General features: G+C 67.7%; 19 protein-coding genes. 8 read left to right on the top strand and 11 right to left on the bottom strand.

The window, feature by feature from the left end:
- Nucleotides 1–36: 36 nt before the first annotated feature.
- The 6 genes from thrS to G6O54_RS07380 all read left to right on the top strand — a co-directional run bounded on the left by thrS (nt 37) and on the right by G6O54_RS07380 (nt 7513).
- Entirely contained in the window at nt 37–2253 is a 2217-nt protein-coding gene (gene thrS / locus G6O54_RS07405; protein WP_165222486.1) for a threonine--tRNA ligase, read from the top strand.
- A gap of 28 nt (nt 2254–2281) precedes the next feature.
- On the top strand, nt 2282–3271 hold the full coding sequence (locus tag G6O54_RS07400; RefSeq protein WP_165222483.1) for a pyridoxal-phosphate dependent enzyme: 990 nt from the start codon (nt 2282–2284) through the stop codon (nt 3269–3271).
- A 27-nt stretch (nt 3272–3298) separates the two neighbouring features.
- Nucleotides 3299–4600: a C4-dicarboxylate transporter DcuC gene (dcuC, locus tag G6O54_RS07395; RefSeq protein ID WP_165222480.1), complete on the top strand. Its 1302-nt coding sequence runs from the start codon at nt 3299–3301 to the stop codon at nt 4598–4600.
- 69 nt (nt 4601–4669) lie between these two features.
- Nucleotides 4670–5167 (top strand): YajQ family cyclic di-GMP-binding protein, encoded by a 498-nt coding sequence (locus tag G6O54_RS07390; RefSeq protein WP_165222477.1) that lies wholly within the window; start codon nt 4670–4672, stop codon nt 5165–5167.
- Nucleotides 5168–5325: 158 nt separating this feature from the next.
- Nucleotides 5326–6477 carry a hypothetical protein gene (locus G6O54_RS07385; RefSeq protein ID WP_165222474.1) on the top strand — a complete coding sequence of 384 codons (1152 nt, stop codon included), beginning with the start codon at nt 5326–5328 and terminating at the stop codon, nt 6475–6477.
- A gap of 70 nt (nt 6478–6547) precedes the next feature.
- Complete coding sequence (locus G6O54_RS07380) at nt 6548–7513, top strand: hypothetical protein (protein WP_165222471.1); 966 nt, start codon at nt 6548–6550, stop codon at nt 7511–7513.
- A gap of 101 nt (nt 7514–7614) precedes the next feature.
- Here G6O54_RS07380 and G6O54_RS07375 read toward each other — a convergent pair whose 3' ends face one another.
- The 9 genes from G6O54_RS07375 to G6O54_RS07335 form a co-directional block, all read right to left on the bottom strand.
- Entirely contained in the window at nt 7615–10647 is a 3033-nt protein-coding gene (locus tag G6O54_RS07375) for a M56 family metallopeptidase (protein WP_165222468.1), read from the bottom strand.
- A gap of 2 nt (nt 10648–10649) precedes the next feature.
- Nucleotides 10650–11039, bottom strand: a complete 390-nt coding sequence (locus G6O54_RS07370) for a BlaI/MecI/CopY family transcriptional regulator (RefSeq protein WP_165222465.1) — start codon at nt 11037–11039, stop codon at nt 10650–10652.
- Nucleotides 11040–11220: 181 nt separating this feature from the next.
- Nucleotides 11221–13041 (bottom strand): HEAT repeat domain-containing protein, encoded by a 1821-nt coding sequence (locus G6O54_RS07365; RefSeq protein ID WP_165222462.1) that lies wholly within the window; start codon nt 13039–13041, stop codon nt 11221–11223.
- 18 nt (nt 13042–13059) lie between these two features.
- Nucleotides 13060–14355, bottom strand: a complete 1296-nt coding sequence (locus G6O54_RS07360; RefSeq protein WP_165222459.1) for a Gfo/Idh/MocA family protein — start codon at nt 14353–14355, stop codon at nt 13060–13062.
- An 88-nt stretch (nt 14356–14443) separates the two neighbouring features.
- Nucleotides 14444–16072 (bottom strand): hypothetical protein, encoded by a 1629-nt coding sequence (locus tag G6O54_RS07355; RefSeq protein WP_165222456.1) that lies wholly within the window; start codon nt 16070–16072, stop codon nt 14444–14446.
- A gap of 6 nt (nt 16073–16078) precedes the next feature.
- Complete coding sequence (locus G6O54_RS07350) at nt 16079–16990, bottom strand: ABC transporter ATP-binding protein (protein WP_165222453.1); 912 nt, start codon at nt 16988–16990, stop codon at nt 16079–16081.
- The gene (locus tag G6O54_RS07345) at nt 16987–17388 is read right to left on the bottom strand and encodes a GntR family transcriptional regulator (protein WP_165222450.1); all 402 of its coding nucleotides are present in this window, start codon (nt 17386–17388) and stop codon (nt 16987–16989) included. The genes G6O54_RS07350 and G6O54_RS07345 overlap by 4 nt, the downstream gene beginning before the upstream one ends.
- Before the next feature lie 143 nt (nt 17389–17531).
- Nucleotides 17532–18413, bottom strand: a complete 882-nt coding sequence (locus G6O54_RS07340; RefSeq protein ID WP_205678691.1) for an SPFH domain-containing protein — start codon at nt 18411–18413, stop codon at nt 17532–17534.
- A 120-nt stretch (nt 18414–18533) separates the two neighbouring features.
- Complete coding sequence (locus tag G6O54_RS07335; protein WP_165222447.1) at nt 18534–19706, bottom strand: efflux RND transporter periplasmic adaptor subunit; 1173 nt, start codon at nt 19704–19706, stop codon at nt 18534–18536.
- 196 nt (nt 19707–19902) lie between these two features.
- Here G6O54_RS07335 and G6O54_RS07330 point away from each other — a divergent pair, with 196 nt between their 5' ends.
- Together G6O54_RS07330 and G6O54_RS07325 are read left to right on the top strand one after the other, a co-directional pair.
- Nucleotides 19903–21258, top strand: coding sequence for a Gfo/Idh/MocA family protein (locus G6O54_RS07330; protein ID WP_165222444.1), 1356 nt, complete (start codon nt 19903–19905; stop codon nt 21256–21258).
- Between the two features lie 76 nt (nt 21259–21334).
- Nucleotides 21335–21604, top strand: coding sequence for a hypothetical protein (locus tag G6O54_RS07325; RefSeq protein ID WP_165222441.1), 270 nt, complete (start codon nt 21335–21337; stop codon nt 21602–21604).
- Nucleotides 21605–21616: 12 nt separating this feature from the next.
- On the opposite strand, the gene G6O54_RS07320 is transcribed toward G6O54_RS07325, so the two are convergent.
- Complete coding sequence (locus tag G6O54_RS07320) at nt 21617–22687, bottom strand: tetratricopeptide repeat protein (RefSeq protein WP_250846754.1); 1071 nt, start codon at nt 22685–22687, stop codon at nt 21617–21619.
- Nucleotides 22688–22742: 55 nt separating this feature from the next.
- A complete protein-coding gene (locus G6O54_RS07315) occupies nt 22743–25523 on the bottom strand; it encodes a tetratricopeptide repeat protein (RefSeq protein ID WP_165222438.1) in 2781 nt (926 codons plus the stop codon).
- Between the last annotated feature and the right edge of the window lie 136 nt (nt 25524–25659).

Here is a 25659-nt window from a genome sequence, read left to right as displayed (position 1 = left end):
ACTTGCGGCCCAGAGAGATCGGAGAGTTGCGCAACGATGGTTCAGATCAAGTTGCCGGACGGTTCGCTGAAGGAATATCCCGACGGGGTGAGCCCGCGAGAGGTTGCCGCCGGGATCGGCAAGCGGCTGGCCGATGCGGCCGTCGCGGCCGTCGCGAACGGAGCCATCGTCGATCTGGATCGTCCGCTCGAAGACGGGACGTCCCAGGCCGTTGAGATGCGGATCCTGACGTCCCGGGACCGCGAGGCCCTGGATGTCCTCCGCCACTCCACCGCGCACATCATGGCGCGGGCCATCATGCGCCTCTTCCCCGGCGTCCGACTCGCCTTCGGGCCGACGACGGCCAATGGCTTCTACTACGACGTCGAGATCGACGGCAAGAGCCTCTCCGAGTCCGATTTCGCCGCCGTCGAGGCCGAGATGGCGAGGATCATCAAGGACGCCGAGCCCTTCGAACGCTTCAGCCTCCCCGTCGACGAGGCCCGCCAGTTCGTCGCCGATCTCGGCCAGACCCTCAAGGTCGAGCATATCGACGGCGAGCTCCACAAGTACGGGGTGCTCTCCTTCTATCGGCAGGGTGAATTCGTCGACCTCTGTCGCGGCCCCCACATCCCCAACGCGGGCAAGGTCGGCGCATTCAAGCTCCTCTCGATCGCCGGCGCCTACTGGAAAGGGCAGACCGACCGGAAGATGCTCCAGCGCGTCTACGGCACCGCCTTCTTCGACAGGAAGGAGCTCGATGCCTACCTGGCGCAGGTTGAGGAGGCGCGGAAGCGCGACCATCGCAGGATCGGCAAGGAGCTCGGCCTGTTCACGATCTCGCCGCTCGTCGGCAAGGGGCTGATCCTCTGGATGCCCAAGGGGGCGACCGTCCGCGGGATCCTCGAGAACTTCATGAAGACCGAGCTCGTCAAGCGCGGCTACTCGCCGGTCTACACGCCCCACATCGGCAAGATCGACCTCTATCAGTGCAGCGGCCACTATCCGAAATACCGCGACGCACAGTTTCCCCCGCTCCGGATGCTCACCGATGACGCCGCCAAGGAGCTGCTCGACGGCCTGGTGGCGGAATCGATCGACGAGGCCGAACAGCGCACCTTGCTGGCGCGGGCCGGGATACCCGAGCGACTCCCCCGGAAACCGGCCGAGGACGGGGCCGCGCCCGACGCCTCGAAATCGTTCTTCGAGATGACGGTGCCGGAGCGAATCGCCTACATCGAGTCCACCTGCGACTACGAAGGGTATCTGCTCAAGCCGATGAACTGTCCGCACCACATCCAGATCTATGCCGCCGAGCCCCGAAGCTACCGCGACCTGCCCCTGCGGCTGGCGGAGTTCGGGACCGTCTACCGCTACGAGCAGTCCGGCGAGCTTTCCGGCCTGACCCGGGTCCGCGGCTTCACCCAGGATGACGCCCACCTGTTCTGCACCCACGACCAGGTCCGGGACGAGTTCAAGTCGACGATGGAGCTGACCCAGTTCGTCCTGAGCTCGCTGGGGCTGGGCGACTACAAGATCCGACTCTCGAAGCATGACCCCAGCGACCCGAAATTCCAGGGCGTCGATGGGCAGGTCTGGAAGCGCGCCGAGGACGAGATCGCCGCGGTGCTCGAGGAGATGAAGCTCCCCTATTTCGTCGGCACCGGCGAGGCCGCCTTCTACGGCCCCAAGGTGGACTTCATCGTCCGCGATTGCCTGGGCCGCGAGTGGCAGCTCGGCACGGTCCAGCTCGATTACGTGCTGCCGGAGCGGTTCCAGCTCGAGTACATCGGCCAGGACAACCACCTGCATCGCCCCGTGATGATCCACCGGGCCCCGTTCGGCAGCCTCGAACGGTTCTTCGGTATCCTCATCGAGCACTTCGCCGGCGCCTTCCCGCTCTGGCTCGCCCCGGAGCAGGTCCGGGTCCTGCCGATCTCGGACAAGGTTGCGGACTATGCCCAGTCGGTCCTCAAGAAGTTGCTCGCCGCCGGCTTCCGGGCGACGCTCGATCACCGGCCCGAGAAGATCAACGCCAAGATCCGCGATGCCCAGCTCGAGAAGATCCCGGTGATGCTCGTCGTCGGGGCCAAGGAGGCGGAGCAAGAGGCCGTGGCCTACCGCGATCGGACCGCCGGTGACCAGGGCGCGATGCCCCTGTCCCAGGCCATCGCGAGGATCCAGCGCGAGGTCGAGGAGCGTTTCATGCATCAGATTGCACCGCTCACGTCGGCCACCGACACCGAGGAGACGGCGAGCGGCCACGAGTACTGATCGACCCGCCGGATCGAGGTGACATCCCATGTCTCTGAGGAATCACGACACGGTCCCCGTCGAGATCGGCCTGGCCGACATCGAGGACGCGGCGCGGCGGTTGGAGCCCTGGATCCACCGCACGCCCGTGCTGACCTCGCGGACGCTCGATGAGCGCTCCGGCCTCTCGGTCTTCCTCAAGTGCGAGAATTTCCAGCGAGTCGGGGCGTTCAAGTTCCGCGGGGCGATGAACGCACTGCTCCAGCTCGACGAGGACCGCAAGTTCCATGGCGTGGTGACGCATTCCTCCGGCAACCACGCCCAGGCCCTGGCCCTGGCGGGAAAGCTCCTCGGCGTTCCCGTGACGATCGTCATGCCCCGCACCGCGCCGGCCGTCAAGAAGGCCGCCACGGCGGGATACGGGGCACGGATCGTCCTCTGCGAGCCGACGCTGGCCGCGCGCGAGGCCGCCGTGGCCGCGGAGATCGAGGCCCACCAACTCACGCTGGTCCACCCCTACAACGACTGGAACGTGATCGCGGGCCAGGGGACGGCGGCGCTCGAGCTCCTGGACCAGGTCGGCCGGCTCGACGCGGTGATCGCGCCCGTCGGCGGCGGCGGGCTCGCCTCCGGGACGGCCCTGGTGGCCAAGGGGCGGGCGCCGGCCATCCATGTCCTTGGCGCCGAGCCGTCGGTCGCGGACGACGCACGTCGCTCGCTCGAGGCCGGCACGATCCAGCCTTCCGGCGACCCGAAGACCATCGCCGACGGCCTGCGGACCTCGCTGGGGACGCGGACCTTCGCGGTGATCTCCCGCCACGTCGACGAGATCGTGACGGCAACCGACGACGAGCTGATCGAGGCCACGCGGTTCGTGTGGGAGCGGCTCAAGATCGTCATCGAACCCTCGAGCGCCGTCGTCGTGGCCCCCCTGCTCCGGGGTAACCTCTCGGTTCCGGGTGAGAGAGTCGGTATCATCCTCAGCGGCGGCAACGTGGATGTGGGGCCGTTCTTCGACTCGCTGTCGGGGCGCCACTGAGAGCTCACGGCCGGCCGGGGCCGCCGCATGGACTGGACGATCACCTTCGCCATCCTCGACCTGGTCCTCGTCGTGGCGCTGATCCTCCGCGGGGCGGAGGTTCGACTGGTCCTGCTGGCGGCGTCGCTGCCGCTCTTCCTCTTCACGGCCGGCGTCGTCCCGATGCTCGACAAGGTCGTGGCCGAGATGGCCAATTCCGCGACCGTCGTGCCGATCTGCTCCGCGCTCGGCTTCGCGCACGTCCTCAAGTTGACCGGCTGCGACCAGCATCTCGTCCGACTGCTCCTGTGTCCGCTCCGTCGGGTGCGATGGCTCCTGGTTCCCGGCGGGATCGCCGCCGGTTACGTGATCAACTCCACCATCGTCAGCCAGACGGGGACCGCCGCGGTCCTGGGGCCGATCTTGATCCCGCTCCTGCTGGCCAATGAGATGGCCCCGGAGGTGGCCGGCGCGGTGCTCCTGATCGGTTCGTCGATGGGCGGTGAGCTGTTCAATCCGGGCGCCGTCGAGATGCGCAAGCTCGCCCAGTTGACCGGCCTCTCGGGTCACGAGGCGGTCCTCCGGTCGGCTCGACTGAATCTGGCGGCCTGCGGGACGGCCCTCGTCTCCTTCTGGCTCTTGAACGCACGGCGAACCATCGCGACGGTTCCGATTGATGGGACGGTCGAGCCCGCGCCCGAACCCTCGTCCGCTCGGGCCGACCTCCGCAAGGCCGTCGTCCCCCTGGTCCCGCTCCTGATCCTCTTCGCCGATCCGCTGCTCGGCCGGTTCTCTCCGATCCATGCCTTCCGCGACCCGGCGCGGATCCTGGCGGCGATGTTCCTGGGGATCGGCTGCGCGGGGCTGACCTGCCCGGGAGCGATTCGCAAGCTCGGCTCGGCCTTCTTCGATGGGGCCGGCTATGCGTACACGCACGTGATTTCGCTCATCGTGGCCGCCTCGACGTTCGCGGAGGGGATACGACTGAGCGGGCTGATCGGGCTGATGATCCGGGGACTCGTCGGATCTCCCCGCCTGACCCTGGTCGTCGCCACGGTGGCCCCCTGGGCCCTGGCCGTGGCGTCTGGAACGGGGATCGCACCGGCGGTCTCGATCATGGAGTTCTTCGTCCCGGTCTGTGATTCCATGGGGATTGACCCGGTTCGACTCGGCACGCTGGCGTCGGTGGGTGCTCACTTCGGCCGGACGATGAGCCCGGCGGCGGCGGTGGTGGCGATGTGCGGGAAGCTGTCGGGGGCCCCGGCCTCGAGGATGATCCGGCTCGTCGCCGGCCCGCTTGCCCTGGGGGGGACGGTCATGGTCATTGCCGCGCTGATGAATGGGCTCTGAAGCCGGTATCCTGGAAGTCCGAGCCGCCCGCTTCGAGGGCGACCAAGAATCCGATCGGGAGACGCACCCATGGCCGACAATCACTCGTTCGATGTCGTCAGCGAGATCAACCACGTCGAGATGCACAACGCGGTCGACCAGGCTCAGAAGGAGATCGCGGTCCGCTACGACTTCAAGGGGACGAAGGCCGCACTCGAGTTCGACAAGAAGGAAAACGCCGTCACGATCCTGGCCAATCACAAGGGCCAGCTCGACACGGTCATCCAGGTCCTCAAGGAGAAGATGGCCAAGCGCGGGGTGCCGGTGAGGGCCCTGATCCGGGGCAAGATCGAGGACGCCTCGCATGACTCGGTCCGCGAGGTGCTCAAGCTCCACACGGGCGTGGACTCCGAGGATGCTCGCAAGATCGTCAAGGAAATCAAGCAGATGAAGCTCAAGGTCCAGGCCCAGATCATGGACGACAAGGTTCGCGTGACCGGCAAGAAGCTCGACGAGCTCCAGGCCGTGATCGCACACCTTAAGGAACACGGGCCGGAATACCCTCTCCAGTTTGTCAACTTGACCTGATCGAAACCAATGGGTTGACATGCAGGGTCGAGGCCCGGTGATCGACTCGAGGGCTGGATTCCGCCTTGCCGGCCGCCGATGAAAGGGAGACCGGACGGCATTACGGATATCCGCCGCGCCTGCGCCGATGGCCCGGGCGGGCTCGAGGAGGAACGGACATGGGCTTCCTGAACGGACGCGTCACCTTCACCCGGTATCGAGTCGGCGGCGATTCGCCCCTCCCGTTCAGCGACGAGCTGCTCGAGATCGTGAGCAAGCAGGCGATCGGCAAGGGGGGCCTCGCCGCGGCGGACGGCATCAGCGTGGGCTGGTCCGGCGGCGACCACGTCCTGGACGTGTCGTTCGACCTCGGCAAGAACGTGGTCAATGACGCCCTGCACCTGGCGATGCGGACCGACACCGACAAGGTCCCCGGCACGCTCCTGAAGGCGTACACGCAGATCGAGCTCGCCGCGATTTCCGCGAACAACCCGAGCGGCCGGCCGACCAAGGCCCAGCGCCAGGAGGCCAAGGAGGCGGCCCTCGCCCGCGCCGAGGCCGATGCCGCCGACGGACGCTTCCGCCGGATGAGCCATTTCCCGGTCCTCTGGGACGGCCAGCAGGGCATCCTCTACGCCGGCACCGCCAGCAGCACGGCCCGCGAACGGCTGGTCTCGCTCTTTCGCGAGACGTTCGACCGGACCCTCGAGCCGATCTCGGCCGGGACGCTGGCCGGATCGGAGAGCGAGGCCGACGGCCTCGGCGCCGCGACGCTCAGCCTCTTCGGCGGCGAGCAGTCCGAGCTCGCGGCCGTGGCCTGGTCCGAGAACGCCCCCAACGTGATGGATCAGCTCGGCAACGAATTCCTGGTCTGGCTCTGGCACACGATCCAGAATGTCAGCGACACGATCCCCCTCTCGGACAACTCGGACGTCGCGGTGATGATGGCCAAGACGCTGACCCTGGACTGCCCGCTCGGCGAGACCGGCCGCGATAGCCTCACCGATGACTCGCCCACTCGTCTTCCCGAGGCCTTCCGCGCGCTTCAGTCCGGCAAGCTCCCGCGCAAGGCCGGCCTGATCGTCGTCCGCCACGGCGCCCAGTACGAGCTGACGCTCCAGGCCGAGAGCATGGCCGTCTCCGGCGCCTCGTTCCCCAAGCCCGAGGAGCAGGGCCTCTCCGCCGAGGACGTCAAGAGTGCCCGCGTCGACAGCCTCCGCCACCTGGCCGAGACGATCGACCTCCTCTACGACGCCTACCTCCGCCGCCGCAACGGCTCGAGCTGGTCCAAGGAAGTCAGCCGGATCAAGAAGTGGCTGTCGGCGGCGTGAACGCAGCGACTCGGCAACCTCCCTCCGGGCGCCGGCCCTGACCGGCGACCGGAGGACTGAGGTCTCCCCGATGCATGACTACGACCGGAGCAGCAAGTGGCTCATCCAGCACTTCGCCGACGCCCTGCTGCGCCTGGCGGGGGTGAGCGGGATCGTCCGGTGGGAGGCGCATCAGGCCGAGGTCGTACAGCCTCGATCGCTTCCCGATGGACTGATCGAGGCGCAACTCGCGGAGGGCCTGCGTTACTTCATCCTTGAGGTCGCAACCTACGGCGAGCCTCGGGTGGTGGAACAGGCCATCCGAGATGCGACGCTCGTGTATCTGGACAGGAAGGTACTGCCGGAGGTGGTCGTCCTGGTCCTGAGCCCGAGGAAGGGCTTCCGGGTGCCGGGCGAGTCCTCAATCGAGAGTCTCGAGGGCCTGACGGCCTGGCACTTCCGATGGCGCGTGGTGGAGCTTTGGACGATCCCGGCGGAGTCGATCTTCGAGTCCGGTGACGTTGGTTCCGTCCCGTGGTCCTTGCTGGGCCGAATGGATGGCCCACCCGAGGACTTCTTCCGTCGCTGTCGGGAGCGAATCGAACGCGAATCCCGGCCGAATGAGCGTGACAGCTTGCTGGCCGTCTCGCAGACCCTGGCACGGTTACGCTACACTGAAGAGGGGCTCCTTCAGTTGCTGGGAGGACGAGATGCTATGCTCGAGTTACCGTTTTTGGATTCGCTGGTCGAAGAACGTGCCCGCGAGATAACCCGCGAGGTGGCTCGAGAAGTAACCCGCGAGGTGACTCGCGAAGTGACTCGCGAAGTGACTCGCGAGGTAACCAGCAAGGTGACCCACGATGTCCAGATCCGCAACATCCTGGGCGTCTTGACGGTTCGATTTGGAGCGATCTCTGCTTCCCTTCGCTCCCGGCTCGTGGCGATCGACGACCCGAAGCGTCTGGAGGAGCTCGTGAAGGTGGCCGCGGTGTGTGAGAGTCTGAAGGACTTTCGCGCCCATCTCCCCGCCGCCCCGACGAAGAGCAAGAAGGGGTAGCGGCACCGAGATCGACGAGGCCTGTTCATGGACTCGCCGATCCGATGCGTCTGCGCATTGGTTGGCAGATCCTACATGAGAACTTCCTCGAATTTCTACGATCAGTCTTCCTTGATCACATCCTTGGGATCGCGGCCGATCCGGATGTCGCCGAGGTCGATGGTCTTGCCCGACTCAACGGTGAAGTCCTTCCAGCGGTAGAGAGGCGGCACCTCCAGGGATCGGGACAGCTCGTAGATCCGGTAGGTAGCACCGGGAATGAGCTTCGGCATGGTGATCCGCCCCTGCTTGTCGGATCGCGGGCCGTCCCAGTAGTTCTCGCGGTCGATGTTCACGTAGATCTCTTCATCCGCCGCATAATCCTCCTCCTCCTTCGTCGTGAGCGCCCTGCCGTAGTAGTCCATCCCGTGCCCCGGCGTTGCGACCATGCTGATGCGAGCCACATCCTTCTCGACCGGCATGCCCTTCTTGTCGATTATCCGCGCCGTGGCGCTTCCAGACGGCTTCAGGGTCACGGTCGGCGGCGCCGTCGCCATGGCGGGAGTCAGCTCGATGGTCGCGCCCCAGCCATGGACCGCGTCGAGGAACGCACACTTGACATTGCGGTCGGGCGGCATGCCATGGACTTCGAACTGACCGTTCCGAACGGGGATCGTGAAATCCCCCCGCCATGTCGTGTGGAAGGGTGAGATGTAGAGCGTGGAGATGACCTCCGCCTTCTCGACGGGTTGCCCGTCGGGACCGACGACCTTGCCGTGGATGGTCAATCCGGGCGTGAGCGCGACGTCCATCGGGGGCGGACTCTGACCGGGCTTAAGGTCATAGCCGCGGAAGGCGTGGGCGTAATTCCGACGGCCCTTCGTCTTCCCTCCGTGCAGCTCCTGATCGCTCACGACATCGTAGACAAACTCCGCCGTCGGGCCGTAGAAGAGCAAATGGCCCTTCCCCGGGGTGACCGCGATGGCAAAGCGCCCGGCCTCATCCGCTGACACAGCGGCCATCCAGCCGGGGATCGTCCCCTGCACCTGGACCACGTTGCCGCGGCCGTTCTCGTAGTAGACCCCCGCCCCGGGCAGAGCTCGACCGCTGCCACGCTCCGTGATGGTGCCGGTGATCAGGACACCACGCGGGACGGCCAGGTCGATCGTGCAGGAGGTCTTCGGATCGTGTTTCTCGACGTTCTTTTCGAAGATCAGATAGGGTGATCCAACCGGTGGATAGGCGGTGGCCGCGACGTGGCTCCCGGATGATGGACTCGCCTCGTAGCGGCCTTCGGCGTCCGTCCGTACTTCCTCACGCGAGGCGTTGAAGTGGCTCGAGCCGGCTCGAACCTGGACGAGCACGTCCCTCATCGGCTCTCCCGTGTCGGCCGACGTCACCCGCCCGGAGACTCGCATGCCGGGGTGTAGCGTCAATGTCCGTGGGACTTGGCCATCCTTGCCGAGGGCCTCGAGGCAGACGTTATGCTCGGCGAACCGCGAGTCGCGGAATGAGAGCCAGACGTTCGAATCTCGGCCGATCCCCGGAACGCGAAACCTGCCGGCCTCGTCCGTGGCGACTCGACCGGGCCAGAGGTCGTCCAGCTCCTTCGGTGCCGTCCCCGAGAACCCGACTCCGTCTCTCCCCATGCCGTGTGGCCGGATCATTCCGATCGCCGTCACATGAAGCTCGATTCCGGTGATCGGCTTCCCCGCGGCGTCCACGAGCCTTCCCTCGGCGGGCACGAGAGGCCGGAGCTGGATGTCCACCGTCTGGGCGGGATCGTTTCGAGCGACGTCGTTCCAGCCCAGTCCGTAACCCTGCGAAACGGCCATGATGGCGACGTCGTAATGCGAGATGGACGTCGGCCGCTGGATGTCGAATCGATACCGGCCCGTTGCGTCGGCGGCGGTCCGACCGATCAAGGCTTCCTGCATCTCCGAGCGGGCGTTGAGTGTCGCGAGCTGGCGCCGGCCGATGATCGCGACCTTCGCGCCTGGCACGGGCTTGCCGTCCGGGTCGAGGACGCGGCCCATGATGATGGCACGGTCGCCGGCATTCGGTCCCGCTGCAGCCCACGCCGTGGTCGTCGCCAGATGGGCCGACGCCATCGGCATGACCAGGACGCCCGCTACGATGGCCATCGAGACGACATCCCGGCGCGAGGCGACCCCGCGGTACCGCGAGCCGTCAAGGATGGCCCGCACGCGGCCCTCGAGCTGCGAGGCACGCGCCATCGGGATCGCCGCGGCGAGGGATCGATCCGGCCGACGCATCGATCGTGCGACAGCCAGCAAGCAATCCGCATAGTCCGACGGGCGCGATCCGTCCTGGAGCACGACGTCATCACAGGCCCGCTCGCTCTCGCACCGCAGGCGATGGGCCGCGAACCAGACGAGCGGGTGGAACCAGTAGAGGGCGCATGCCAGGCGGCCCAGAAGCTGGGTCAGGCAGTCGAGACGCGAAATGTGCGCCAGCTCGTGCCGCATCGCGGCCCTCAGGCGATCCTCGGGCCAGCTCTCGATGCCCGATGGGACCAGGATCACCGGCCGCAGGATGCCCCATGTCATCGGTGAAATGTCGTCCCGGCCGAGGACCATCCGGAATCGACGGTGAACGCCCAGCGAGTCGGCAATCCTCCTCGTGGCCTCGACGATCTCAGGCTTGGGCGCCTTCCCCACGAACCTTCGAAGCCTGAGCTGGCCCGCGATTTCCGGGACCAGAACGACGGCCACGCCGAGCCCCCACGCGGCGAAGATCCAGGCCTCGAGTGAGGGTGGCGGAGCGACTCTCGCGGAGCCTTCCGCCGGCTCCTTCAGGACGGCCGGCTCCCCATCGGGAAGTACCACCAGGGCAGGTCGACGAACCGCGACGGGAACCGGCTCGGGCAAGGTTTCCGAGACGGGACGGTTGATCGAGGGACGTGGCCTGACGGGGATCTCGATCCGCAACGGAGGCAGGGCCAGGATCAATGCCGGCATCAGCAACGAGGCGACGATCGCGAGAGTCCAGACGAGATGACGCCACGACGCGGACGTCCTTCGCAAGATCGCGACCGTGATTCCCGCGAACGTCATCACGAGCGTCATGCGCAGGGTCGCGTCGACCATCGGTCCTAGGGTGAGGAAGGCAGTGCGATCAAGGGAAACGTCCATGATCAACGCTCCTCCTTTCGGGCCTGTTCGATGAGCTTCGAAATCCGTTCGATCTCCGCGTCCGAGAGCCTGGCGCCGGGCTCGCCCAGCAGGGCGGCGACGGCCTGGGCGGTCGAGCCTTCGAAGAACGTCTGGACGAGCTGCCGGAGCGCCGAACGCCTGGCCTTCTCTCGTGGAACCCTCGGCAGGAAGACGTAACGGGGGCCGTCCTGTTCGTGCTTCAGGTGCCCCTTCTCCTCCAGGATTCGGAGCAGGGCCCGGACCGCCGAATAGCCGGGCGGATCCGGCAACGCCTCCTGCACCTCGGCGGCCGTCGCCCGGCCCAGCCGATAGATCACGTCCATGATTTGCCGCTCGCGGCGGCTCAGCGATTCTCCCGAGGAACCCGCCATCGCCATCGGCCTCCTGTCCCGGGCCTCTGATGCTAGAAAAACAGCACACTGCTAGAAGATTAGCAGGGCGTCCGAGTATCGCAAGGTAAATGTGCTGGAAATTTAGCACGCGCTGGCACAATGACGAGGGCGAGCGCCGCCGTGACAGCGACGCTCGCCCTCGGGATGGTTCTCGGCGTGGTCAGTCGGCCTTCTGCTTGATGGGGATCGGCTTGCCGTCGGTGTCGGTGATCCTCGCGCAGAACTCCCAGCCGAGGCTGTTCTGGTAGATCTTGAGCAGGATCTTGTTGACGCCGGCGTTGAGCCGGATCGGGATCTTGTCCTGGTCGACGGTGAGGCCGCGGGCCTGGAAGAGCTCGAAGACCTGCTTGCCGTTGACCCAGACTTTTTCGCCGTCGTCCACGCCCAGGAGCAGGACGGCGTCGGTGGGCTTCTCGGCCTCGACCTCGGCGTAGGCGTAGCCGACGCACTGGTCGCGGTTGGCGAGGTTGGCTCGGAGGTCGACCTTGCCGTTGGCGCCCTGGGCCGTGAGCGGCTTCCACTGGCGGCGGACCTTGCCGGCCATGTAACGTGCCACGGTGTTGACCTCGGGCTCGGAGATGTAGGGAGTGTTCCAGCCCTCGTTCTTCTCCCCCAGGTCGAACGGTCCGACGACCTGCCAGCGGCCGATGATCCCCATCAGGCCCATCAGGTCGGTCTCGTGTCCCGGCCCGCTGCCGAGCCTCGCCAGCCGCTCGCGGTTGAGTCGAGCCTCGGTGGCCGTGAGGATCTCCTTCGCCCGGGCCCGGATGGATTCGTCCCCCTTCTCCGCCTCGGCCCTGAGGATCCCGAGGGCCGCGGCTTCGTTGGACGCGCCGAGGGCTCGGAGCGCCGGGATCCGGAGGCTCGCGTCGCCGCCGCGGGCGACTTCCTGGAGGAGCGGCAGGGCGCAGGCGTCGGGGCGAGAGCCCATCACGGGGAGAAGTGCCAGCTTGGCCGGCTCGGGGAGCCCTGCATAGATCCGCGCCAGCCCCTGAGAGGCGTCTCGCCCCGGGATGTTCCCGAGCGCGGCCATGCCGACGACCAGCGTCGGTGGCTGCTCGTCGCGGATCGCCGAGACGAGGGCAGGGATGTCGGCCACGGTGCCGATCCGGCCGAGGCCGGCGAGTGCACCGTCCTTGACTTGGCCCTTCGCGGAGGCGATCAGCTCCCTGTAGCCCTCGCGGGCCGCCGGCCGGGTCTCCTCGCGGCGGGCAATCGCGTTGAGCAACCGAAGCTCGGCGTCGAGGGCCTCGGGTTTCGCCGGGTCGTCGGCCTTCGCGATAACCTCGCGGGCCTTCGCCAGGTAGGCCGGGTCGCCCGTCCAGGCCAGGGCCCGAACCGCGGCGGCCCGGACCTTCGGGTTTTCGTTCGCCGTCATCGCGGCGATCCGCCCCAGGCCCTCGCGGTCCTTCATCCGTCCCAGGGAATTCAGGATCGCGCAGGTGAACGCGGGATCGGCCTTGCCGAGGCGACTGCGGAGCGCCAGGCGGCACGGCGGCGTGCCGGCCTCCTCGAGGGCCACCCGCGCGTACTCGCGGAGCTCGGCGTCGTCGAGCAGCGCGGCGACGGACTCGACGTCCCCGTTGTCCGGGACGACGATCGTCGCGAGGCGTAGGCCGCGGAGCTTCAGGTCCTTCGGCTGGTCGGCCTTCAGGAGCGTCATCACCTCGGCGGCGGCCTTGGCGCGGTCGGCCTCGCGGCCGGGGCCGGCGGCCTCGTTCACGACGTCGAGGATGACCTGGTACGCGGCCTCCTTGACGGCGGTTGTTTCCTCATTGAGGAGCGGAATGAGCCGGGGCAGGACCTCCACGCCCTGGCGCGAGAGCAACTGGCGGGCGAGTGCGCGGGCCTGCTCGTCGCTGCCCACCAGATCGGCCAGCAGGTCCTTCCTCGCTCCGTCGTCGGCACGAGCGAGGGGAATCAGGCACGTGAGCGCGACCAAACCAAGGGCAACCCGGCAGCTCTTGTGAATCGAATTCATCGGCGGATCTCCTTCCGATCAGAGGTGCCAGGGGGCCCGGTAGGCGCGTGACAGGTAGCGATTGGCGGCCTCGTCGCGGAGGAAGGTCTCGGTCTCCGCGTCCCAGTAGAGCTTGCGGCGGGTCTTGAGCGCGATCCCGGCGATGAGCAGCGGGGTGGTGGAGCGGTGGCCCTGCTCGATCTCGGCGACGGGAGGCTGGCGAGTCTTGATGCTGTCGAAGAAGTTGTTGTGGTGCGGCGGGTTGGCCCAGCTCTTCTCCGGCTCGCCCTCCACGCGCTTGATTCCGAGGCTCTCGGGATGGACCTCGTAGGAGCCGCGATCGACGAGGAGCGTGCCCTCGGTCCCCTGGAACTTGATGCCGTAACTTCGGCCGTTGTACTCGTTCTTGTGCCGCTGTTCCCAGGTGACCGTGCAGCCGGGATACTCCCAGATGGCGTCCACGGTCTCGTAGTTCTCCGAGCCGGCGGAGCCGCGATAGAGACCGCCGGTTGCCTGGACGCTGAGCGGCCGATCCTGGCGGATGCCCCAGTGGACGATGTCCATGAGGTGGACCCCCCAGTTCGTGAGCTCGCCGCCGCGGGCGTAGTCCTGGCAGCCCATGAAGCCGAACTGGCGATCGGCCGAATAGGGAGCCCAGGGCGCGGGGCCGAGCCAGAGATCCCAGTCCAGGCCCGCCGGGACCTGGCCGGGGGTGAAGCCGACCCGCGTGCCGTTGATCCCGACCCAGCAGGTCGCCGAGGTCACCTTGCCGATGCGTCCCTCGTGGATCAGCCGGACGGCCTCCTGGAAGATGGGCATCGACCGTTGTTGCGTGCCGAGCTGGACGACCCGCCCGTAGCGTCGGGCCGCGTCCACCATCGCCCGACCTTCCGCCACGGTGGGGGACGCCGGCTTCTCGACGTAGACGTCCTTGCCGGCCTCGCAGCCGAGGATCGTCATCAGGGGATGCCAGTGATCCGGCATCGGCGCGAAGATGGCGTCGATGTCCGCCCGGTCGAGGACGCGGCGGAAATCCTGATAGCCGTCCGGTGTCTTCCCGGAAAGCTTCTTGACGACGGAGACCGCGTTCTCATAGCGCGGCGTGTAGCAATCGCAGACCGCGGCCAGGTCGCAGTTCGGATTGACCGCGAGGGCCTCGATGTGCCGCGTCCCCATTCCGCCGCAGCCGATCACCGCGATCCGGACCCGCTCGCTGGGGCCGAGCCTGGCCGCCTTGACGATGCTGGGGAAGCCCATCATCCCGCCGGCCGCCAACAGGGCACCGGTGCCGGCCTGCCGCAGGATGTCGCGGCGAGGGATTCTCTGACTCGTCATTCTCACCTCCCGGCGGGTTGCCGCCACATGCAGGCTAGAGGTGATCGAGCGACGAATCAAGGTCGCGGTCCCGGCCGGCCGGGGCGGATTATCGGTGACGATTCGCGTCGAGGACGACCGGCGCCAGGCCGAATCGGGCGGCCGGGAGCAGGGAAAGAAGGCCCGTGATCAGCACCGGCCGCGGCGCATGAGGCCAGCCGTCGGGGAGAAAGACCGCCCCCATGCCGATCGTCAGCGCGGCGGCGACGAGCCAGAGGGCTCCAAACCAGGCCGCGTTTCGTCCGGAGAGCAGTTTCCGTCTCAGGGCCGCCCGCATGGCAAAGGAGCCGACGACGAGCTTGACCACAACAAAGCAAACGGCGATCCAAGCGGCGGTTGCGACGACATATGGCAGGATCCAGGGCTGCTTGGAATACCAGACCGCCAAGGCGACCTGGCCGAGGAAAAGCGCCGTGCTGAGGAGAACCATGCCGTCTCCGATCCAGCGCCTGCCCGTGAAGGCAGGGACCAGGTTGTCGGTCGCCATCCTCCACTGGAGGAGGAGGAGCAATGGGACCCCGCCCGCGATGGCGAGGATCCCCCTCCATCCCGGGAGCAGCCTCAGGAACGACTCCATGAGCGGAATCTCGACATGGACGTCCCTCCGGATGGCGACGAGTGCCACCGCGAAGGCGACCGAGATGACCCAGGATTTCCAGACGATGTCCCAGGCCATGCGGTACTTGGCGGAGATCAGGGCCTCGGTCGTCATCGGGCGTACGGCCAGGAAGGAGAGCCCGTCCCTCCGCTTCACCCAGATCGGGCACCATCGGCCGAGCGATCCGCCCTGGCTCCCGGAGATGAGCAGCGGGGTCGACAGGATTACGCCGAGCGCCATGTAGCAGGCCAGCAGGTTGTCTCGTCTCGCCAGGAGTGCGAACAAGAAGACCAGGATGTCCTGGGCCGCCATCAACCCCAGGATGATCCCCGACTGGCAGGTCCGCTCGTAGTAAAGCTGGGCCTCGGCCGGCGATCGAAAAGCCCGCGAGCGACCCGCGAGCCGATCCCGGAACCCGAGCAGCCCCGCCACGATTCGATCGATCCCCAGCGACCATCGATCTCCCCGGCGACCGTGGGCGACGGCGAGGCAGGCGAGCACGTAGAGGGGCGGCATCGCCGCCGCGCCCACGACCACGAGCGTCTCGTAGGCGACCATTTCCCGGGCGAGCAAGAGGAAGGGTGCGCCGACGAACAACCAGATGCCGAAGGCGGCGAGGTAGGTGACGAGAACTCCCGGGAGGGGGAGCCAGCAGAGGACCTGGAACCACGCGACCATCGTGGCGATCCAGATCGCCGGCAGCACCGCCGGGACGTCGAAGCCCGCCGGCCGGAAGATCAGCAGGGCCGTGATCAGCCAGAGGATCGAGGCGGACGCGATCGAGATGGCCATCGGCCAGAAGGCGAGCATCCGCGAGCGGACCGGCAGGGTATACATGTGGCGGGGATATCCGGTCGTCAGCGAGCCCACCTCGTCGGCGAAGATGAGGAGATTCCCGACATAGGCGAAGATGATGACGGGCACGATCGAGCCGACGATAAGCCCGACCCGGTGATCGAGCCTCGGGAGCAGGAACGGGTAGGTCGCCGCCATGAGCGCCAGGCCGATGGCCGACGCGACCAGTCCGAGCCGATGCCGGCTCCAGATCATCCAGACGAAGGCCGACGCGTGCGATCGCATGACGGTTCATCCTTCCGCGGAGACGGTCTCACGGGCGCGGATCCTTGCCACGAAGATCTCGTCGAGTGACGGGACGTCGTCCTCCACGACCTCGGCGCCGATCGTGGCCGCATCCCGGGCGAGTTGTTCCGTGCCCCCCCGGCAGACCGCGGTCCACTCGCGGCCGAAGCCCTCGCTGAGGATCGAGCCCGCGAGGACCGGAGGGCGAGCCGGCGGCTGGTTGAAGCGGAGCGTCACGCGCCGGTGCGCCCCCTTGACGTCGGAGAGCGGCCCGCAGAGCACGATCCGTCCGCGGTCGATCATCGCGATCGAGTCGGCCATCCGCTCGACCTCGTCGAGGAGATGGGAGGAGAAGAGGACCGTCCGGCCCTCGTCCGCCACCGTCCGGATGATGGCCGTGAGGATGTCGCGACGGACGATCGGATCGAGCCCCGTGGATGGCTCATCCAGGACCAGCAGGTCGGGCCGGTAGGCCATGGCCGCGAGGAGCGCCGTCCGCGCCCTCTGGCCCTGCGAGAGGGTCTTCACCCGGGCCTTCGGGTCGAGCTCGAACTGGCGACGAAGGTCGTCCGCCAGCGAGTCGTCCCAGGTCGGATAAAACGCCCGAAGATAACGGAGGACCTCGCCCACGGTCATCCAGTCCGGGAGGTCGCGGTCCTCGCTCAGGTAGCCGATCCGACTGAGGACCTCGACCGGCTCCTGCACCGGATCGCGGCCGAAGACGCGGACCGAGCCGGCCTGGGCCCGTAAAAGGCCGAGGATGTGCTTGATCAGGGTCGTCTTCCCCGCCCCGTTCTCCCCGACCAGGCCGAAGACGGTCCCGACCGGGATCTCGAGGTCCACGCCGTCGAGCGCGGTCTTGCCGCCGAACCGCCGCGACAGCCCCTCGATGTGCACGACGCTCGCATCGCCGCTCATGTTTGGTCCTCCCCGTCACCTCGGCGCAGGTTGCCGTCCCGGTCGCGGATCCGCCCCACGACCTCCTCGAGCGGAAAGCCGAGATGGTGCGCCTCGGCCAGCAGTGCGTCGATGCGGCCGTCGAGGATCTTCAACCGCTCTCGCCTGGTCAGCCGCGTCGCCCCGCCCGCCACGAACGTGCCGGCCGTCCGACGCTTCTCGACCACGCCCTCGGCCTCGAGCTCCCGATAGGCCCGTGCCGCCGTGTTCGAGTTGATCATCAGTCGCTCCGCCAGCACCCGGATCGGCGGCAACTCCTCGCCGGCCACCAGCCGGCCCGACGCCACCAGGTACTTCACCTGGTTGACGATCTGCTGGTAGATCGGGACCCCGTCACCCGTGCCGATGTGGATCTCCACCCGCCAACCCTCGAGGCCGCAGTAATTTGTACTAGTACAATAATACAATGTCCATGACAGTTGTCAAGGAACCCCTTCGAAATGAAGGCGGGGGGCCGGCATGGCGCCTGCCCCCCGGGGCCGGCCTCGAGCTTCGCGGTCGTTCAGGCGTGAGGGGCGCCGGCGGCCTCGGCGGACGGGGCCCGCAGGAGGCCCTTGAGGGAGCCGATCCCCTCGATGACATCAACGGGGAGGGCCAGGACGACGGTGTTGGAGGCGGTGGGGCCCAGGCCGTCGATGGTCTGGAGGGTGCGGAGTTGCATGGCGCCCGGGCTCTCGGCCATGGTCCGGGCGGCGAGGGCGAGGTTGGCGGCGGCCTCCTTGTCGCCCTCGGCCTTGGTGATGGTCGCGCGCTTCTCGCGCTCGGCGGAGGCCTGGCGGGACATCATCTTCTTCAGCTCCTCGGGCATGTCGACGTCCTGGATCCGGAGGCCGGTCACCTCGAGGCCCCAGCCCTTTGTGTCGTGCTCGACGTGCTGCTCGATGGATCGGGCGATCTCCTCGCGCTCGGTGAGGAGCTGGTCCAGCGTCATCTGGCCGATGACGTCGCGAAGGGAGGTCTGGGCGTACTGGGAGATCACGTACTTGTAGTCCTGGACCATGATCAGCGCCTCGGCCGCGTTCGTGACCCGGAAGAACAGGACCCCGTCGATGGTCACCGGGACGTTGTCTCGCGTGATCACCTGCTGCTTGGGGATGTTCACCGCCAGGACGCGGGTGTCGACGATCCGGATCTCGTCGATGATCGGCGCCACCAGGAACAGGCCGGGTCCCTTGATCGCGTGGTATTTCCCCAGTCGGAAGACGACCGCCTTCTCCCACTGGGCCGCCAGCCGGACCGAGGACGCCAGGATGAAGTCGAAGACGAGCCAGCCCGCCGCGAAGAGGATGGCGAAGGGGACGCTGGCGGAGCTGATCGCGAACGCGATCGCGGCACCGACCAGCAGCAGTGCGAAGAAGATCAGGTTGGAGATGTAGTTGATCACGGCTCGGTTCCTCACGACGCACGCGGGGCGAGGCGGCCTCGCCTCACCGCCGGCGGGTCTTTCCGGTGCATTCGCGTGTGTGACGCGGATATTGCCGGGTCGGCATCGATCGCCCCGGCATCAGAAGGGAGAGCCGCCCCCTGCGGGTGTCTGGGGACGCCGCGTGCGCGTGTTCGCCGCCGGCGCGGGCGACCTGGCGGGGGTGGCGGCGGGCGAGCCGGCCGAGGGCGCGGCGATGCCGGCCGCCTGCCCCCGCTTCGAGGGATCCGGCGTGGTCCCCTCGACGCCCGGGGTCGGGCCGCCCGAGAATCGGATCAGCGTTCCGGGCAGGAGCGCGACCGAGGACGAGACGATCAGGGCGTCGGTCGTCCGGAGGGCGCCGGTGATCTGGACGCGCTCGGAGCTGACCTTGCCGAGCACCTGGACCGGGATGTTGGTCACGTATTCGTTGCGGATGACCTGCACCATGGAGCCGGCCGACGCCCCCGCCTCGGCCGGCTTGACGGCATCCTTGGGGATGGTGGCGAGCGGCGTGATCGGCAGCGTGGCGCTCCGGACCCGGAGCCCGGCGGCGAGGTCGCCCCTGGGATTGGGCACGGTGATCCAGGCCGCCGCGAACGGGGCGGCAAGCTCGCGGAGGCTCTGGTAAGACTCGGGCAGCGGCAGGATCGATTGCACCTTCGCCGGCTGCTCCTGCTCCTCCACGAAGACCTTGAGGTCGCCACCTTCGGTCGCCGCGCGACGATCGACGGGGACGAACGATCGGAGGCTGGTGACATCGGACAGCTCCGCGATCACGGTCCCCTTCAGGACGTACTGGCCAACGACCACCGGCAGGTCCGTGACCCGACCGGCGAACGGCGCCCGGAGCGTCAGGGCGTCCAGCTCGAGCTGGGCGAGCTCGGCCTTTGCCTGGGCCGCTTCGAGTTGGGCCGCGCCCGCCGCGGAGACCGGCATGCCGGTGGCCAGGCGGGCTTCCACCTCCTTGACCTCCGCCAGGGCCAGCTTCTGGCGGACGGCCGCGGCGGCGCGGTCGAGCTGGGCGAGCTCCTGCGTCGCCCGGACGCTCGAGCCGAGCGGAGCGGGGAGGCCGCGGACGAATCCGTCGGACGGGGCGATGATCGAGACGCGGCGGATCGGCTCGAGGACGGCCGTGACCCGGTAACTCTCGGGCATCGTCAGCTCGAGCGGGATCGACTCGATGGTGGCCGAGGTCGGCAGCGCCTGGCCCCAGGCGGGGCCGGAGGCCAGCAGGCAAAGGCACGCCGATCCCAGCAAATCCCGGACGGTCATCAGGCACCTCGCTTCAATCGACGTTCGACGGAGGGGACGAGTCCTCCCTCAGGCTAAAGGCCCCGGGCGCGGGCGTCAACGCATCGGCCCCTGGCGGACCATCTCCCCGCCCGGTACGATCGAATCCTGCGCGCCCGCGCGGTCGTGCGAGCAACGGGCGTTTGTTGATCTCACTCAGGCATCCGGGGGAACGATCATGTCGACGGACGGGATGACGCGTCGCGGTTTCGTGGGCTCTGTCGGCGCGACGGCGGGGGCGGCCTCGCTGTTCGCGGCGCCGGCCATCGGCAAGGCCGGCTCGGCGAACGAGAAGATCCGCCTGGGGATCATCGGGGCGGGAAGCCGCGGCAATCAGCTCCTGGATTCGTTCTTGCCCCAGCCGGACGTGGAGCTCGTCGCCGTCGCCGACGTGGACGACCACCACGCGGGCGAGACCGCGGAGCGGGTGAAGAAGGAGAAGCAGAACAGCCCGAAGGCCGCCCGCGACTATCGGTTCATGCTCGACGACAAGGACGTGGACGCCGTCATCATCGCCACGCCGGACCACTGGCACGCGCTCCCCTCGATCCACGCCGTGATGGCCGGCAAGGACGTCTACGTTGAGAAGCCCGTCGCGCACAACGTCGCCGAGGGCCGCGCGATGATCGCGGCGGCGCGGAAGTACAACAAGGTCATGGCCGTGGGCACGCAGCAGCGGTCATCGAGCCACTTCCAGAAGGCCGTCGAGATCGTGAAGTCCGGCAAGCTCGGCAAGGTGTTCTGGGTCCAGACCTGGAACTACGAGAACATCAGCCCGACCGGCATGGGAAAGTCGCCGGACACCGACGCGCCGTCGCACGTCGACTACGATCGCTGGCTGGGCCCCGCGCCCAGGCGGCCCTTCAACCTCAACCGCTTCCATCTCCTCTTCCGCTGGTTCTCCGACTACGCCGGCGGGATGATGAGCGACTGGGGCGTCCACCTCAACGACATCGTCCTCTGGGCGCTCGACGCCAAGGGGCCGAAGTCGGTTCACGCCTCCGGCGGCATCATGACGACCGAGGACGATCGCGACACGCCCGACACGCTCCAGGTCGTCTATGAGTTCCCCAATTGCATGCTCACGTATTCGATGCACAAGGGGAATGGCCTGAGGCTCAACGGCAAGGACTACGGCATCATGTTCTGCGGGACCGACGGCAGCCTGATCCTGGACCGGAGCGGGTTCGAGGTCATCCCCGATCACACCACCCTGCCTTACGGCATCCGCCTCGTCCACGGCAAGCGAGAGAACCGCAAGATCGACCTCAAGCCGGAGAAGGCCGACGGCGTCGACGGCCAGAACCCGCACGTCCGCAACTTCCTGGACTGCATGAAGTCGCGCCAGAGGCCGACCTGCGACATCGAGATCGCCCACCGCTCCACCAACACCTGCCACCTCGGCAACATCGCCTACAAGGTCGGCCGGAAGCTCGAGTGGGACAGCGAGACCGAGACCATCAAGAACGACCCCGAGGCGACGGCCCTCCTGTCTCGCGAGGCGAGGAAGGGTTACGAGTTGCCCGCGATCTGACCCGGACGATTCGGCGGCATGGCTCCCGGGCGGGCGCGATCGTCGCCCGCCTTTCCTCCTCGATTCGGGCGACGCGATGACGCGAATCCACGGCCAGATCCTCCGATTCGTGGGCATCCTCTTCGAGATGCTCGGGATCTTTCTCCTCTTCTTCCTGTCGAAGGTGGGCCCGGACGGCGTCCCGCTGCCCGGGTCGATCTCCCAGCGGACGGCCTGGGGGGTGATCGCGGGCGGGTTCGGGATCTGGGCTCTGGGGAACGCCGTGCTTTACTGGCCGAGGCCTCGGGCCACCCCGTCCGATGAAGGCAAGCCCCGCCAGGACGACGGCCTGGGCCTTCGCCTCTGACGCTGTCGGCGGCTACTTGGCGGCGACCCAGGGGCTGCGGGGATACTCCGTGCGGAGCCGCTGGGCGTATTCGTCGGCCCGCCCGTCCTGCTTGAGGACGCGGAAGAGCTTGGCGATCTGGAACAGGGCCCGGGGATGCTCGATCCGATCCTTGCCGTAGAGCAGGTCGGTGTGCAGATAGGCGAGCAGGGCGTCCTTGGGCCGATTGGCCTCGCGGAGGCAGTCGCCCAGGGTGTTGTAGGCGGAGGACTGGGCGGCCACGTCCTCCGCCGGGTTGGCGAGGATGACCTGCCGGACCAGGGCCTCCGCCTCCTGGTACTTCTTCGCGGCGGCGAGGGATTCCGCCTTGGCGAGCCGGGCCTCGCGCTGGGCCGTCGAATGATCCGGCGCCGACGCCAGGATGCGGTCGAGCTCCGAGAGGGCCTCGTCGTTCTTGCCCTGCCTGGTGAGAATCCTCGCCTTCAGGACGGCGGCCTTCTCCGCGGCCTTGGGGAGCTTCGCCAGCTCGGCGACATTCGCCCCGGCGGCGCTGAAGTCCCCGGCGGCGAGCTGGATTCTGGTCAGGTCCTCGCGGGCGGAAATGATGTGGCGGCCGGTCGGATATTTCTGGACGAAGCGGACGAGGCGATCCTTCGCGTCCTTGGCCCGTTCCGGATCGATCAGGGCGAGGTCCGCGAGCGCAGCCGCCTCGTGATAGAGGGCGGACTGGACGACGAAGGGCTTGTCGACGGCCTCGCCGGCGGCCTTCTTGTAGAGCTCGGCCGCCTCGGCGAGCTGGCCGGCGTTCTCGCGCGACTCGGCGAGCTGGATCGTCGCCGGCTGCCCGTCGTACCGGATCGAGGCGATCTGATCGGTCGGGACGTTGGTCGTCGAGTTGCCGAGCTGGACGACGACCTCGCCGGAGTTCTCGGACTGGACCTGACCGCGGACCCGGCCGCCGGTCGAGGGCTTGAAGGTCGAGCCCGTCACCAGGATGACCTCGTCGGCTGGCGCGACGGTCGCCGTCCCGGCCATCAGCAGGGCCGCACCCAGGATCGTGAGGGGAAGACGGCGTCGCGCAGGAACGGGCCGCGGGGATGTCATGAGAGGGAAGTCCTCACTGAAAAGTGCGTTGGTCTCTCGGGACGAAAGGCCCTGGTTACTTGAGCTTGGCCAGCAGTTCGTCGTATTTCTTCTTCATCTCCGGGCCGCCCACGCCCGGATTGAGGCGCATCACGCCGTTGAGAGTCTGGCGGGCCTTCACGTTGTCCTTCTGATGTCGCAGGCAGTCGGCCGCGTGATACCAGGCGTCGAAGTAGCTGAGCGGCCTGGGCCGGGCCCGGCTCAGCTTCTGGGCCAGATCCTGCCAGTGGCGAAAGGCGAGGCTCCAATCCGACTGCCCGGCCGCGGCCTGGGCTTCCAGGAGCATCCCCTTCTCGACCTGGGGCTCGAGATACTTGGTGTTCTTCGCGAGGACCTCCTCGACGATCGACGCCGCCTCGTCCAGGCGCTTGGGGTTCTTCTCTGCCTGGAGGCGGAGCGCGGCGGCCAGTTTCAGCTTGACCAGGAGGATGCGATCGGAGGAGCCGGACTGGCTGAGGAAGCTCGGGTTGCTCACCGCCTCCTCGAGGATTCGACGGTAGAGCTTCTCCGCCTCGGGGCCGGCATTCAGCGAGAGCAGCCCCCGGCCCGCCCACTCCAGTGACTCGAAGCTCTGGCCGGAACGGCTCTCCGCCATCGTGTTCAGGAGCGAGCGGTAGGCCTGCCGCATCCGCTCGAGGCCGGCCGCGTCCTTCTTCTCGCGGAACTGGTCCATCGACCGCTCGAAGAGACGACCGAGGCGGAGGTAGAGCTGTACGAGGCTGGTCGAGGATCCCGCCTGCTCGATCGACTTCATCGTCTTCATCGCCGGCTCGACCTGGTTGGCCGCGATCTGGGCCATCAGGTTGGATTCCAGGAGGCGGGAGTAGGTGACGCCGGTCCTCGTCGTCTGGGCCTGGATGATCGGCGCCAGCAGGGCGAGCGCCTCGGCCGGCTTGCCCGTGTCGGTGAGGGCGACGGCCAGGTCCGCGGCGTTGTTCACGAGGCCGGCGTCGGCCGGGGAGGCGCCCGCCGCCTGCCTCGCCTGGAGGGTCTTGGTCAGGACGTCGATCGCGGCGGCGGCCTCCGTCGCCGCCTTCTGGGCGTCGCCCGAACGCTCGAGGACGCGGCTCTTCGCCCAGCGGGCCCCGCCCAGGCGGGTCTGGGCCTCGAGCTTCTTGGGCGATTTCTCGCGTACCGATGCGAACTCGGCGATCGCCTGGTCGAACTTGCCCCGGCCCTGGTCGATCATCCCCAGGTTGATCCGCGCATCGTCCCCCTGCTCGCGATCGGAGAAGGTCTCGGCGGTGTACTTCGCGAGGTCGATCAACCGGTCCATGTCGCTGGCCCGGTCGATGTCCCGGTACGTGTTGTAGGCGTCGGCGAGCGCCTGCATGGCGATCTCGCTGGCCTTGGGGGCGAGCAACGACCGCGGATACCGACGCGCCAGATGCTCCGCCAGGACGTTCGATTCATAGTACTGCTTGTTCATGTAGCAGCAGAACGAGAGGTTGAACCGAGCCTGGTTGATCCGTTCCAGGTCTCTCCGGGGGTCGCCCTTGCGGATGGCGTTCCTGAGGCAGGCCGCCGCCCGATCCCAGTCGCGGGACGCCATCGCCTCGTCGGCCTGGGTGAGGCTGTCGTCCAGGCTCAACCGCGCCAGGTCTTCCGGCTTCAGCGAGGACGACGGCTTGTATTTCTTGAGGAGCGCCAGGGCCTCGTTCTTGTACGGGGTGGTGTAGCGGACCACTTGGGAAACCGCGTCGATGATCCGTTTGGAGGCGGCCGACTTCTCGCTGTCGTCGTTGCTGGTCCCGATCTGGGCGTCCAGGTTCTTGGCGAGCTCGAGCAGGACGCCCAGGCCCTCGGACGACCGTTGCTCCTCGCGGCGGTTGTACTTCTCGAGCCAGCGAACGGCCTCATCCGCGGCGACGGGGTAGTCCTTACGCTTGCCCAGGGCCACAATGTGGAAGTAACCGACGCTCCTCTGGAGCGGGCGGAGCTCCGGCGCGGGGTGGGCCAGCAGCTCCTTGTAGATGCCGATCGCCTCGCCGATCTTCCCCTGCTCCTCGAAGCACTTCGCCTCCCACATCTGGGCGTTCAGCCCGGCGAACTGGGTGCGGTGGTCCTTCCAGAGGTTGTGGAACTCGTCGAGGGCCGTGGCCAGGTGGGAGTTCCTGTCGGCGGACTGGGCCGGGAAGGTCTGGGCGAGCTCGTACTCGGCGATGGCCTTCTGGAGGATCGCCGAGAGGTGGTTGGCGTAGAGCCGATCGCGTTCCGGCAACCTCGGGTCGTTGGCGGGCATCGAGACGGGGTAAGCCTTGAGGGCGGTCCCGAGCGCCTCCGCGGCCTGGTTGTACGCCTCCCGCCCGTGGCTGAACTGCGACCTGGCCTCCTCCATCCGCGCCGCCTTCTGGGCCGGATCGGAGACCTCGTCGGCCATCAGGAGGGTCATGTGGCCGCGTTCCACGAGGAGCCTGGCGAGCTGGACGCGGGCCTCGCTGACGAGCGCATGCTTGGGCTGGGACTTGATGAAGCCGTCGAGCTTGCCCCGGGCTTGCTCCAGGAGGTCCTGGCGGCGGGTCAGGTCGTTGGTCCGGGAGGCCTCGTCGATGAGGGTCCGGCCCTCGAGGTAGTCGAGCGACTGCCTGAGCTCGGCCGGGCAGCTCGGGTCGTTGCGGAGCTGGTCGATGTACTCGACGGCGATTTCGCCCATCCCGTGGTCGCGGAGGGCCTGGAGGAACGCGGCGGCCGTCCGCGGATCATCTCCGGCCCGGGCATTCGTCCCGGCCGAACCCGCCATCAAGGTCAAGATGGCCAGCGCGGCCACGACGGATCGGATCCCGCCTCGAGCTGACATCAGCGACACCTCCGGCGACTGACACAACACCCGCATGACCGGCGTTCGGACGGGCCCCTCTTCAATCTAAGAGCGTCCGAAAGGCTTCGTCAAGGAAGCGGCGATGAGGTTCCCTCGCTTCGTCTCGACCCGACCG

The sequence above is a fragment of the Aquisphaera insulae genome (genome assembly GCF_011064615.1).
Taxonomy (GTDB): Bacteria; Planctomycetota; Planctomycetia; order Isosphaerales; family Isosphaeraceae; genus Aquisphaera; species Aquisphaera insulae.
The sequence above is the reverse complement of the archived record's forward strand: the minus strand, read 5'-3'. Positions and strand labels throughout refer to the sequence as shown.

Bases quoted from the DNA above. Each gene is read 5' to 3' on its own strand.
- G6O54_RS07330 (WP_165222444.1), top strand. From the start codon at position 19,903: ATGTCGACGGACGGGATGACGCGTCGCGGTTTCGTGGGCTCTGTCGGC.
- G6O54_RS07380 (WP_165222471.1), top strand. From the start codon at position 6,548: ATGCATGACTACGACCGGAGCAGCAAGTGGCTCATCCAGCACTTCGCC.
- G6O54_RS07355 (WP_165222456.1), bottom strand. From the start codon at position 16,072: ATGCGATCGCACGCGTCGGCCTTCGTCTGGATGATCTGGAGCCGGCAT.
- G6O54_RS07370 (WP_165222465.1), bottom strand. From the start codon at position 11,039: ATGGCGGGTTCCTCGGGAGAATCGCTGAGCCGCCGCGAGCGGCAAATC.
- G6O54_RS07375 (WP_165222468.1), bottom strand. From the start codon at position 10,647: ATGGACGTTTCCCTTGATCGCACTGCCTTCCTCACCCTAGGACCGATG.
- G6O54_RS07335 (WP_165222447.1), bottom strand. From the start codon at position 19,706: ATGACCGTCCGGGATTTGCTGGGATCGGCGTGCCTTTGCCTGCTGGCC.
- G6O54_RS07390 (WP_165222477.1), top strand. From the start codon at position 4,670: ATGGCCGACAATCACTCGTTCGATGTCGTCAGCGAGATCAACCACGTC.
- dcuC (WP_165222480.1), top strand. From the start codon at position 3,299: ATGGACTGGACGATCACCTTCGCCATCCTCGACCTGGTCCTCGTCGTG.
- G6O54_RS07400 (WP_165222483.1), top strand. From the start codon at position 2,282: ATGTCTCTGAGGAATCACGACACGGTCCCCGTCGAGATCGGCCTGGCC.
- G6O54_RS07350 (WP_165222453.1), bottom strand. From the start codon at position 16,990: ATGAGCGGCGATGCGAGCGTCGTGCACATCGAGGGGCTGTCGCGGCGG.
- G6O54_RS07385 (WP_165222474.1), top strand. From the start codon at position 5,326: ATGGGCTTCCTGAACGGACGCGTCACCTTCACCCGGTATCGAGTCGGC.
- G6O54_RS07360 (WP_165222459.1), bottom strand. From the start codon at position 14,355: ATGACGAGTCAGAGAATCCCTCGCCGCGACATCCTGCGGCAGGCCGGC.
- thrS (WP_165222486.1), top strand. From the start codon at position 37: ATGGTTCAGATCAAGTTGCCGGACGGTTCGCTGAAGGAATATCCCGAC.
- G6O54_RS07325 (WP_165222441.1), top strand. From the start codon at position 21,335: ATGACGCGAATCCACGGCCAGATCCTCCGATTCGTGGGCATCCTCTTC.
- G6O54_RS07320 (WP_250846754.1), bottom strand. From the start codon at position 22,687: ATGACATCCCCGCGGCCCGTTCCTGCGCGACGCCGTCTTCCCCTCACG.
- G6O54_RS07315 (WP_165222438.1), bottom strand. From the start codon at position 25,523: ATGTCAGCTCGAGGCGGGATCCGATCCGTCGTGGCCGCGCTGGCCATC.
- G6O54_RS07365 (WP_165222462.1), bottom strand. From the start codon at position 13,041: ATGAATTCGATTCACAAGAGCTGCCGGGTTGCCCTTGGTTTGGTCGCG.